Source organism: Parafrankia sp. BMG5.11 (genome assembly GCF_004337455.1).
Genome location: NZ_SJXI01000190.1, coordinates 1 through 11,016 on the forward strand (window position 1 = coordinate 1; position 11,016 = coordinate 11,016).

The following is an 11,016-nucleotide window of genomic DNA, read 5'->3' on the forward strand; positions in this document are numbered from 1 at the left end:
TCGGCCAGGTGCATCCCGGCAGCGTCGTGGTGCGCCCGGGCGGTGGTGGAGTCCACCCTGACCAGGGACAGGTCCACCTCACCCCGCTTCGCGGCCTCGGCGACCATGCCCTCCAGCAGGGCTTCGAAGGCACCGGCGTCCCGCCACTGCCGGAACCGGTTGTGGACCGTCGGCCAGGCACCGAACTCCGCCGGCATCTCCCGCCACTGCCCACCCGTCCGGAACCGCCAGAGCACGCCCTCGAACTGCGCCCGCAGCCGCTGCGGATACGGCCCGAACCTGCCAATCGGCAGGTAGGGCTCGATGAACGCCCACTCCTCGTCCGTCAACTGCACCCGTGTCATACACGACGACCTACCGGACCAGCCCCCGCCACCAGGACGAATCCCGCAGACAGATCACAACCAGATACGCGCCCTAGCGGCGGTACCAGGGCCGCGGTCACCGCGGTCCCGATGCCTGCCCCGAGCCGGGCAGGCATCGCTTTGGCGTACCGCCCGATCGGTGTCCCGCCGGCAGCCGCGTACGCGTCCAGCGCTGCGCTGTCGGCTCGTCCTGCCTGATCAGGGGAGTCATGTCAGCGCCGCAGCGATCCGACGCACAGGCACAACGCCAGGAACCCTTCCCGCACCCGTCCGCGGCCGGGCCCGCCGAGCGGCGGCTTGGCCTGTTCGCGGAGCCCGATCCGCGCGCCGCCACGATGATTCTGATGGTCGGTCTTCCTGGAGCAGGGAAGACCACCCGAGCCAGGCAGCTCGCCGCGGCGTACCGGGCGCTGCGGCTGACCCCGGATCACTGGATGGTCCCGCTGTTCGGTGAACCGATGGCCGACGGCAAGCGTTTCGTGCTCGAGGGGCGGCTTGTCTCGATTGCCCTGCAGGCGCTGCGGCTGGGGACCAGCGTCGTGCTCGACTACGGGCTGTGGGGCCGCGACGAACGCTCGGCGCTGCGCTGGCTGGCACGGTCGGCCGGGGCCGCCAGCCAGGTGGTCTATCTTCCCGTGGACCCCGACATCCAGCTCGCCCGGATCGCACACCGCCAGGCCACGGCGCCGCACCAGACGTTCCCGATGAGCGTCGCCGACGTGGACCGATGGCGTGAGCAGTTCCAGGTACCGGATGCCGCCGAGCTCGACGGCGGCGAGATCCCCGGCCCACCGCCCGGCTGGCCGGACTGGGCGCAGTGGGCGGCCGAGCACTGGCCTACCTGCACCGACAGCTAATGGCCGTCACCGACCAGTCACCGCGGCGAAGCCGGACGGTTCCTGCTGCTGGCTCATGGACCTGTCTTCTCGTCGGGCTCATCCTCGGGGCTGCGCAAGGGCCGCAGACCGATGCCTTGGGACGGTGGGGAGAAGGAGTAGCGGCCCAGGCAGTTGAGGTGGGCGTGCCCGAGCGGGGAGAGCCGGGCGATATCGGCGTCGTAGACGACGTGTCCGGCTTGGCGTAAGGCGGTGACGGCGGCGTCGAGGTAGCGGGTGTTCCACAGCACGACCGCGTTGAGGACCAGGCCGAGCGCGCCGAGCTGGTCTTCCTGCCCTTCCCGGTAGGCCTGGTAGATCTGCCCGCGGCGGCCGTGAAAGATCGTGCGGGCGAGTTTGTGGCGGGATTCCTGCACGGTGGTCTGGGTGTTCACCGCCCGGCGGTGGGTGTCGTCGAGCGGGTCGACCATCGCGAGCAGGTGCAGGGTCTTGGCGATCCGGCCGTACTCGGCGAAGGCCTGCCCCAGCGGGGTGGGGTGGCCGTCGCGGCCGAGCATCCGCCAGGTCAGGCCCCGCTTGTAGCCGAAGTACTTCGGTGACGGCCCCGCGTTGAGGGTGCGGACCGGGACGACGAACCGCAGCCCGTCGACGGAGGCGAGCAGACCGCCGCCCCACACTGCGGCGATCGGGATCCGGCTCTGCGCGTCGATGAGGGCGGCGTTCGCCGCCGTGTGGGTCTCGGCCCGCAGGTAGTTCTGGTCCACATGCGAGAGCCGCCCGCGGGTGAGCGCCTCGTCGTTCGGATTCATCACCGGGGTCAGGCCCACGTTGCAGCCCTCGGCGACCAGAAGCGCCGCGGCCGAGAGCGGGAGGTCCCGTATCCGCGCGGCCGCTCCGGAGACGTGGACGTAGGCGTCGAGGAACCCGGTCCAGGCGTGGACTTCCAGCAGCAGCTCGGGCAGGTCGACGCGGGGCAGCATCGCCGCCGTCCGCGCACGCAGCGCCTCCAGGCTCGCGGGAATCTCCAGAGCTTCGAGGCGTTCGACCGCGAGCCGCATGCGGCTGTCGCCGTCCGGCACGAGCTCCTCGACGACGGCGATCGCGCCGGCGACCCGCTCCCGCGGTGCGACCGCCTCCACCGCCGCCCAGGCCGCCGCGACGTCCACATTCCGGCCGCGGGTCGCTGCCGCGTCGAGAACGTCCACCAGGGCGCGGCCGGCCAGCGCCAGCACCCGCGATGCCCGCTCCAGGCGGGGCAGCCAGCCCAGCCGTTCGGCGTTCGACGCCTGCCGCGACGGGTTGATCAGCTTCGTGGCCATCAGCAACGCGAACAGATCCAGCGCGTCGTCGACCGCGACCGCGTCCAGATGCCGCGACACCGCCAGCAGCGTCGCGGTCCGCCGCGGCTCGGCCAGCTCTGCCAGGCTCGGCGCCTTGCTCGCCAGCCCGTACCGGGCCAGCGAGGCCAGCCGGTTCGCCGGCACCACCCGAGCAGTCCACCCGCCGTACCCCGAGCCCGGCCAGATCAGCCGCCCGGTCCAACGCCTTCACCAGCGCCGACCCCGACACCCGGGTCGGCGCGCGCCGCCACTCCTCCAACCGCGACACCCGCCCGCCCGGCGGCACCGTCAACGCACCAACCAGCACGGCCGGCAGCATCGGATCAGCCGCGGCGACCGCCTCAGCAAGCGTGGCGTGCATCCTGCCCGCCGCCTCGCGGACGGTGTTGACCAGCCGGGTCAGCACCGTGATCCCCGGCAGCAGCACCCGCCCTCGGCGCAGCCAGCCGACACCCTCGTCGAACAGCGCGCCGGTCCCTCCGCGTGCGTCCACGCCCGGCCGTCGAGGAACCGGCGGAACTCAGCCGCGGCCTGCTCGTCCTCGAACGGGCGGAACCCGTAGGCGTCGCGGATCTCCCAGGCATGCTCGTAGGCCGTCTTCGACCGCTCGGTGTACCGCTTCACACACGACACGTCCCCGATCCCCAACTGCTGCCCGAGGTACTCGACCACCGGCCACGGCACATCCAGCGGATCCTCCAGGAATAGCCCAGGAACCGCACCGTCGTCGCCTGCACCACGAACCCCAACCGGTTGTGATCACCCCGCCGGTCCGCGATCAGACCCCGATCGACGTCATCCAGGAAGAAGAACCGCTCCAGCTCAGCCCGCGACGGCACCCCCTGAAACCGGCCATACCGGGCCACCTGCGCATCAGTCAGGAACTCCAGCGGCACACCCCGGAACGTAACCAGTCAGACGCGCAGCGGGAACGGGTATCGGCGGACCCGACCACACCGTGGCCTAGATCATCGCTAGCGCCAACGGCTGAACGGTTCCTCCTCAACCCCCATGTTCTTCAACATCCTCGCCACCTTCGCCGAGTTCGAGGTCGACCTGCTGCGGATGCGCACCCGCGAGGGCATGGCCATCGCAAAGGCCAAAGGCAAGCTGCGGGGCAGGCAGCCGAAGCTCAGCGCCCGCCAACAGGCCCACCTCGTCGAGCTCAACGACGCGGGAAAGCACACCATCGCTGAGCTCGCCGAACTGTTTACCGTCTCCCGGGCCACCGTCTACCGGGTACTCGACCGCACCGCCCACAAGATCAATCCTTAGCGTTCAATCCTGCCGAAATCTGCGCCTTACCCCTACCCACCGCCCACCTGCACGTCAGCCGGCTGCAGGACCCGCTGCCAGCCGGCCCGTTCGACCTGGTGGTGTCCGCGCTGGCCGTGCACCACCTCGACGGCCCCGCAAAGGCGGACCTGTTCACGCGGGTCGCGGCCGTCCTGCGCCCAGGCGGCCGATTCGTCCTCGGTGATGTGGTCGTCCCCGACGATCCCCGGGACGCCCGCACTCCCACCAACGCCGCCCACGACAAGCCCAGCGGCGCGCGTGAACAGATCGGGTGGCTGCACGCTGCCGGCTTCCGGGCCAGGATCGCCTGGCAGCGCCACGACCTGGTGGTCCTCGCCGCCGATCTCCCCTGACCAGCCAGTCGTTCCCGGCCCGGTGTCACCTGCCGTCGAAGGCCGTCGAAGGTGTAGATCACCCGCACGTCGCGAAGGCGATCCGCGTCGTGCACCGTCGGGTCCGCGGTCGGTCAGGCTGCGTCGCGCAACAGGGGAGCGAGCCGTTCGAGCTGGTCGACCGCCGCGGGAAGGTCCGCCGCGAACGGGTGCACGAGCACATGATCGGCACCGGCGTCGAGATGCGCGATCAGCCGGGCCGCGACAGCAGCCTCGTCACCCCAGGCCAGGACGTCGTCGACCAGCCGGTCACTGCGCTGCCCGGCCAGGTCCGCCTCGCTGTAGCCGAGCCGCCGGTAGTGCACGGTGTAAGGCGAGTCCGAGGCGCCCACACCCAGAGCGAAAACCGCCCGCAGCCGTGCCCGGGCCGTGTCCGCGTCCGTGTCGAGCACGACGGCCTGGTGGGGAATCACCAGACGGTCCGGGCCCACGGCCGCCCTGGCCGCCGCCGTGTGCGCCACCGGTTGCAGGAACGGGTGCACGCCGTTGGCGCGATCGGAAGCCAGCCTGTGGGCGCGTGGCCCGAGCGCGGCGAGAACACGCGGATAGGCCGGAGCCGGCAGCTGCGCCAACGCCCGCGCGGCCTGGTCCATCGCGTCGAGATACTCCCGTAGACGGGTGAGGGGCCGGTCACCGGACTGGCCGCCCAGACCGAGCACGAACCGGCCGGGATACGCCTCGGCCAGCGTCGCGGCACCGGTGTGCATCGCACCCGCCGTGCGGGTGCTGATGTTCGCGATGCCCGTACCGACGACGATCCGCTCGGTCGCGGCGAGCATCAACCCGTGCTGGGTGAACGCCTCCCGGCCCCCGGTCGGCGCACCCGGCGGCGTCTCCCCACTCCACAGGGAGCCGTACCCGAGATGTTCGATCCGGGCGAACTGTGCGCGCTGCACCGCCACCGACGTCTCGAGCAAGGAGAACGGGGCTACCCACACCCCGAACCTGCCCAGCTGCCGCCGGGTCTCCGCTACCGCCACCACTGCTCCCCTCCACCACCCCCGACCAAACCGGAGGCTGCCTCCTGTAAGCGGACGCCACCGTAACAGGAGACTGCCTCCGCATGTGTGTGCGGGGTGGAGGTAGCCTCCGGTCCTCAGGCGGGGGAGGGATCAGCGGTGAGCGGTGCGACCAGGGCGCGGCCCCTGCGTGCCGACGCCCGGGCCAACTACGAGCGGCTGCTGGCACAGGCACGCCTCGCCTTCGCCGAACACGGCACCGGGGCGTCCCTGGAAGACATCGCCCGGCGGGCCGGCGTCGGGACCGGCACGTTCTACCGCCATTTCCCGTCCCGGGAAGCCCTGCTCGAAGCCGTCCTGCACGACCGGTTCGACCGCCTCACCGCGCGAGCCGACGAACTCGCGGCCACCACGGCCCCCGGCACCGCGCTGACCGTCTGGCTCGGTGAATTCGTCGAGTTCACCAGCGCCTACCGGGGGCTCACCGCCACGCTGATGCAGACCCTGCGTGACACCTCGACCGAGCTGCACGCCGCCTGCGCGGCCATGCGCACGGCAGGCTCGACCCTGCTCGCCGGGGCGCAGCGCGCCGGGGAAATCCGCTCCGACCTGACCGCCCTCGAGCTGCTCACCCTGGTCAGCGGCCTCGCCTGGGCATGCGAGCAGGCCTCGGCAGCCGTCCCCGACGGTGTCACCGCAGACCGGCTGCTGTCGCTCACCCTCGACGGTCTCAGAGCGACCGACAGGGCCCGCCGCCCGGACTGATCACGCCGATCCCTCCAGACCGCGGCCGGAGCGCGTCTTTCGGGTACACGGGGGTCGAGGAGGATCGGAACGAGGATCCGCGGCCCCTGTACTCGACCCTGCAGCAGCTCGACCAGCACCGAGGCTCCCGCGAACGCCGTGTCCACCAGCCGGCGCCGGTACTTCCCGTGCACGCGGCCCGGACATGGTGCCGCACTGCGGGCACGCCTCTCGGTCGGCACGAGACCGGGCACATGATCGCAGCACGGCACCACAGCCCGAACCCACGGTCGAGGCCAGAACGATCACCAAGTTTCAAGATCAGCACCAGATCCGGATCCGTTCTCACGAACAAAACCAATCCGGACCCGGCCCGGCCACGAATACACGGTATGCGCGGACACACGATGCTGGTACTGACACTCCCGTTCGTCCCGGCGGCCGCCGGTCTGGTCGCGGCCGGGTCCGACACCACCGGTCCCGGCAGAGTCCTGGCGGAGACTCCCTCGGGGCTCATTCTCGGCAAGCGGACCTGAACCGCTGCGTGCGCCCGTCCTCGATCGAGGACGGGCGCACGCGGGCACGGGCTCAGGACCGCGCCGCAGGTGCTCGGCCGTGTACGAGCCGACCCTGCTGTCGATGAAGCAGGTCTCTCCGTTGCCGAGCAGGCGTTGATTCTCTCGGGGGACCCCGTACTTATTCAGCAGGCGCTCGCCAATGACGCTGGGTTCGGCGACGGGGCTAGGATGGCAAATCCTGGCATTGTCCATGTCGTCGGGGTCGTGGTCGCCGTATGAGTAGATAGATTGTCGACTCGATGTGCGGGGACGGTCGTCGTACTGGTGGCGTGGCGTGGCTGTGAACGGTCAATTTTTCCAGGGAAGGAGTAGCCCTGCCTGCCGTGGAGCAGAAGAAGAGTCGTGGCTGGTTGATCGTGGGTGGGGACTGGATGCCGTGTTGGCGATATCACGCTTGAAGCCCGGGCGTGCCTGGAGCAGGCGGACAAAGTTTTCCATGTCATCGCCGACCCGCTGACAGCGAAGACTATCCGCGATCTCAATCCTTCGACCGAAGACCTGCATGCTCTGTATGAGCAGGGAAAAGATCGGAAGAAAACCTACGCCGAAATGGTGGCGCGGATTCTTTCCGAAGTTCGGCTTGGGAACTTTGCCTGCGCGGCCTACTACGGCCATCCTGGCGTTTTTGCCTTTCCGACACATGAATCGATAAGACAAGCCCGCGCGGAGGGATACTCGGCACGGATGCTTCCTGCGGTTTCCGCGGAGGACTGGCTGTTTGCCGATTTCGGGGTCGACCCTTCAACATCAGGATGCCAGAGTTTCGAGACGACTGATTTTCTCGTCAATCGGCGTCGTCACGACCCGACCTCGCATCTTATCCTGTGGCAGGTCGGGGTCATCGGCGCGCTGGATTTTCGATGGCGGTACGACTATCGAAAGAACCTCGGCGTCCTCACGGAGCAGTTACTGCGCCACTATAATTCTGATCACAGGGTTGCGCTCTATCGGATAAACCCAATTCCAATCTGCGATCCCGACATTGAATGGATGCGGCTGACCGATCTGCCAACTGCTAGCCTGACAGCGTCATCCACGCTGCTGGTGCCTCCTCTCTTGACGCGTGACGATGCGGGGGAGACGTCGGCGCCGGGTGGGGGTGGGGTGCCAGAACTCGCGCACCGCCTGCCAGTCGGCGCCGTCCAGCAGCTGGGCGCGCGGGTCGGCCCACCGCTTCGACGGGACAGCGAAGACATCGCGGCGACGCAGCGCGCCCCGTGCAGCCGCTCCAGAACGCACAGCACATAGGCGTCCCGGTCGACCGCCCCCACCGGCAGCCGCCGGTGGGGGAACACCGCCCACCGCCACACACCGGGCACCAGGTCGGCGTCGATGTCGTCAGGGCGCAGCGGCTTCTGCGACACCCGCTGCCGCGAGAGCTCGGGAAGCCGGCGCACCTCCGGGCGTAAGTAGTTGGGGTGCAGGAAATCCCGGTGAGATTGATCTTGCCGGGGTTCACCTACGCCGTTGAGGCTTCGAGCTGCCGGGGAACGGTACCGGTGCGCAGTTCCTTCAGGCCCGGGATGTGGTTGTAGAGAGTGCCCGGGGAGACGCCCAGCAGCTTGACGATCGAGGTGATGGAGCGGTCGGGGTCCAGGCAGCAGGCTGTTGCACGCGATGACCGATGCCTTCACCACCGCCGGCTTCCGTCTTTCCGTCATCAGCGAGCCGCAGCCCGACCCGGCCGCCCGTGAGCTGTTCCCGGACGGCTTCCAGGACCTTTCGACCAATCCCAACTTCCTGTTCTTTGTCGTCGAGGTACCGCCGTCGGCTACCGGCTCGGGCAGCTAGCCAGTCGCGGATCATGAGCGGAGCCAGAGTCGGCGCCTGCCCAGTACTGTGGCTTCGTATGACCAACTCCGAGATCAAGATCACCGCGGACCTGGTCCATGACCTGCTACAGGAGCAGCATCCGGATCTTGCAGGGCTGGCCATCCGCGAGGTGGCGGGCGGGTGGGACAACCAGCAGTGGCGCCTTGGGGACGAGTTGGCCGTGCGCATGCCGCGTACAGAACGTGCCCCGGACCTCCAGCGCAAGGAGTGCCGGTGGCTGCCCGTCCTGGCCCCGCGCCTGCCGCTCCCGGTCCCGGTCCCTGTACGGATCGGTGAACCGTCCGTGCGCTTCCCGAAGCCCTGGACCATCATGACGTGGGTTCCCGGCGAGCCACTGGACTACACCTCGATCAGCCGCGGCGACCACGCGGCCGACACTCTGGCGGGCTTCCTCAGAGCGCTCCACGTGGAGGCGCCAGCTGAGGCGCCGATCAGTTCGGACCGCGGCGCTCACCCCAAGAAATGCACGGACGGCTTCGACCACTTCTTTCAAGCCGTTGTCCCCGGCGGCATTGCCGACGATGTCCGGGTCGTCTGGGACGATGCCGTTGCGGCGCCCGAGTGGGAGGGTCCGCCGGTTTGGGTGCACGGTGACCTTCATCCCGCAAATGTCGTCGTCTCGGACGGGACACTCTCAGGCGTGATCGACTTCGGTGACATGTTCGCCGGCGATCCGGCGTGGGACCTCGCGGCCGCATGGGTAGTCCTTCCTGCGGGCGCCGCCTCACGCTTCTTCGACGTGTACGCGCATGCGGACGAGACGATGATCCGGCGCGCCCGCGGGCTGGCTGCTCTGAAAAGCCTGTTCCTCATGCTGATGGGCCAGAACGGAGACCGGGGCCTTCCTGGCGGCAAGCCGACGTGGGGACCCGCAGGCCGGGCAGCGCTCGATCGTGTTCTGAGAGGCGGTTTGATGTAGGTACGGAGCGACGATCCTCATTGGACGGGGAGGCGAACACGTCCCGCCGGTTCAACGCGCGGTGCAGCTGCTCCAGCACGCATACCACGTGCGCGTCGCGGTCGACCGCGCCCTGCGGCAGCTTGGCGTTGGAGAACACCGCCCGCCGCCACATCGCCGGCACCAGCTCGGCGTCGACCTCGCGGGGCAGCAGCGGCCGGTCCTTCGCCCGGCGGCGCGAGAACGCGGGAAGACACCGCACCGCCTTCAGGATGCGCCGACCAGCCGGGGCGGCGCCCAGCAGCGACAGGAACGGGCGCACGGTGTGTAGCGCAGGGCCAGCACCGAGACGCCGGGCAGCAGCACGCGGTGCCGGCGCAGCCACGTCACCGCCTGGTTCAACAGCGCCACCGGCCCCTCCGCGTGCGTCCATGCCCGCCCGTACAGGAAGCTGCGGAACTCCCGGCCCCACTTCCGGTCGGTGAAGTCCCGGTAGTTCAACCGCTTCTGGATCTCCGCCGCGTGCTCGTACACCGTCGACCGGCGCTCCGGGTACCGCTTCACGCACGAGGCGTCGGCGATGCCGAGCTGCCCGGCCAGGTACTCCACGGCCTCCCACGGCACGGCGAGCGGGTCCTCGCCCAGGAACCGGCCGACGTAGCGGACTGTGCAGATCTGCACCGCCATCCCCAGCCGGTGCGTGTCCGTACGCCGCAGCGCGATCCGATCACGGTCGTCATCGTCGAGGAAGAAGAACCGCTCCAGCTCCGGGCGCGTGGGCACCTCGGTGAACGTCCCGTATGCCTCGGCCCGCTCATCAGTCAGAAACTCCACCGGCACGGCCGGACCGTAGCCAGAGCCGGGGCCCGCCCGGTGGGCTTTCCCCGCTCGGGAACCTATCGAGCCATATCCGCCCGATTTTCGGCGGATGCTACGGCGACCCCGTGGCGGTGCGCCGGGTCGTCGTCCGCCTGCCGACCGAGCCCCGCGGTGAGGGGCCTGACTGCTATCGGAGCATCACGGGTCGATGGCTGCTCACGCCGACTCGGTTCCGTCGTTCCGTTTCATTGCGTTTCGTGGCCTCGTGACACCAGCCAGCCCGGTGTCCTCGGTTGACCAGGGCATGCCTCCGGACCCTGCGACCCTCCCCTGATTTCTGACGCCCGAGAAGCCTCCCTTCTCGGGCGTCAGAAATCAGGGGAGTGGTAGCTACACGGCGTCACCAACCTCCGATACGTTTCGTTGTTACGTCACTTATAACGTAACAACGAAACGTATCGCGGATGGGTGGGATGGGCCGGAAGTCGGGACCCGACGCGCGACGCTGCGTGGGACACCGCCGTGGGCAGCCGCGCATCCGGCGCGGCACGGGCTGTCGATTACCGCCTCGCCAGCAGCCGCCGGACCTGCTCAAGATCGCCAGGTTGCACGCCTGCCCACCGCTGGTAGGTGCCGGCGTCGAACCCCGCGAGGTCCACAACGGCTCGCCGGGCAGCGACTCCCTGCGCGGCGAGCCGGACGTCGATCAGCGGGTTCCGGTCGTCGCCACGGCCGGGCGTGGCGTCGAGAAGCGGGCCGAAGTACAGCGGCGTGCCATGCAATCCCGCCGTGGTGATCCGTGCCCAGAACACGGCGCCGAAGCCGGGGCCCTACTGCGGCGGGCGCGTCCAGGCGCGGACGGTAGAAATGCGCCGGCGGACGCCACGTACTGCGTCGAGTACAGCGACGCCTGGAGGTATGCACCGCTGGCGTACTAGGGCGCGTATCTGGTTGTG

Annotated in this window: 8 protein-coding genes and 6 pseudogenes; 8 read left to right on the forward strand and 6 right to left on the reverse strand. The window is 69.4% G+C overall.

Translation table 11 applies throughout. The features are described from left to right. Nucleotides 1–344: transposase (locus E0504_RS49565; RefSeq protein WP_131628093.1), on the reverse strand; the 344-nt coding region annotated here is incomplete at its 3' end. A 356-nt stretch (nt 345–700) separates the two neighbouring features. Here E0504_RS49565 and E0504_RS49570 point away from each other — a divergent pair. Continuing rightward, entirely contained in the window at nt 701–1,222 is a 522-nt protein-coding gene (locus E0504_RS49570) for an ATP-binding protein (protein ID WP_131628097.1), read from the forward strand. 53 nt (nt 1,223–1,275) lie between these two features. Here the strand turns inward: E0504_RS49570 and E0504_RS49575 are convergent. Then, nucleotides 1,276–3,437: pseudogene (locus E0504_RS49575) on the reverse strand (Tn3 family transposase). 115 nt (nt 3,438–3,552) lie between these two features. On the opposite strand from E0504_RS49575, the pseudogene E0504_RS49580 reads away from it, so the two are divergent. Both E0504_RS49580 and E0504_RS49585 read left to right on the forward strand, forming a co-directional pair. Further along, nucleotides 3,553–3,816, forward strand: a pseudogene (locus E0504_RS49580) (helix-turn-helix domain-containing protein); the annotation flags it as partial. A gap of 101 nt (nt 3,817–3,917) precedes the next feature. Further along, a complete protein-coding gene (locus E0504_RS49585) occupies nt 3,918–4,190 on the forward strand; it encodes a hypothetical protein (RefSeq protein WP_306769454.1) in 273 nt (90 codons plus the stop codon). A gap of 113 nt (nt 4,191–4,303) precedes the next feature. On the opposite strand, the gene E0504_RS49590 is transcribed toward E0504_RS49585, so the two are convergent. Further along, nucleotides 4,304–5,209 carry a TIGR03620 family F420-dependent LLM class oxidoreductase gene (locus tag E0504_RS49590; RefSeq protein ID WP_112107074.1) on the reverse strand — a complete coding sequence of 302 codons (906 nt, stop codon included), beginning with the start codon at nt 5,207–5,209 and terminating at the stop codon, nt 4,304–4,306. 138 nt (nt 5,210–5,347) lie between these two features. Here E0504_RS49590 and E0504_RS49595 point away from each other — a divergent pair, with 138 nt between their 5' ends. The 3 genes and pseudogenes from E0504_RS49595 to E0504_RS53295 form a co-directional block, all read left to right on the forward strand. Further along, nucleotides 5,348–5,953 carry a TetR/AcrR family transcriptional regulator gene (locus E0504_RS49595; RefSeq protein WP_112107063.1) on the forward strand — a complete coding sequence of 202 codons (606 nt, stop codon included), beginning with the start codon at nt 5,348–5,350 and terminating at the stop codon, nt 5,951–5,953. Between the two features lie 386 nt (nt 5,954–6,339). Then, nucleotides 6,340–6,468 carry a hypothetical protein gene (locus E0504_RS53950; RefSeq protein WP_255565712.1) on the forward strand — a complete coding sequence of 43 codons (129 nt, stop codon included), beginning with the start codon at nt 6,340–6,342 and terminating at the stop codon, nt 6,466–6,468. Nucleotides 6,469–6,870: 402 nt separating this feature from the next. Next, nucleotides 6,871–7,443 (forward strand): annotated as a pseudogene (locus E0504_RS53295) (SAM-dependent methyltransferase); the annotation flags it as partial. A 180-nt stretch (nt 7,444–7,623) separates the two neighbouring features. Here E0504_RS53295 and E0504_RS53300 read toward each other — a convergent pair. After that, nucleotides 7,624–7,907 (reverse strand): annotated as a pseudogene (locus tag E0504_RS53300) (hypothetical protein); the annotation flags it as partial. Nucleotides 7,908–8,112: 205 nt separating this feature from the next. Here E0504_RS53300 and E0504_RS49610 point away from each other — a divergent pair. Both E0504_RS49610 and E0504_RS49615 read left to right on the forward strand, forming a co-directional pair. Continuing rightward, nucleotides 8,113–8,301, forward strand: a pseudogene (locus E0504_RS49610) (SAM-dependent methyltransferase); the annotation flags it as partial. Between the two features lie 58 nt (nt 8,302–8,359). After that, entirely contained in the window at nt 8,360–9,262 is a 903-nt protein-coding gene (locus E0504_RS49615) for an aminoglycoside phosphotransferase family protein (protein WP_131628095.1), read from the forward strand. Here the strand turns inward: E0504_RS49615 and E0504_RS49620 are convergent. Further along, nucleotides 9,234–10,081 (reverse strand): annotated as a pseudogene (locus E0504_RS49620) (DUF4158 domain-containing protein); the annotation flags it as partial. The gene E0504_RS49615 and the pseudogene E0504_RS49620 sit on opposite strands and share 29 nt — an antisense overlap. A 539-nt stretch (nt 10,082–10,620) precedes the next feature. Beyond that, the gene (locus E0504_RS49625; protein WP_112107060.1) at nt 10,621–10,872 is read right to left on the reverse strand and encodes a hypothetical protein; all 252 of its coding nucleotides are present in this window, start codon (nt 10,870–10,872) and stop codon (nt 10,621–10,623) included. Nucleotides 10,873–11,016 lie beyond the last annotated feature (144 nt).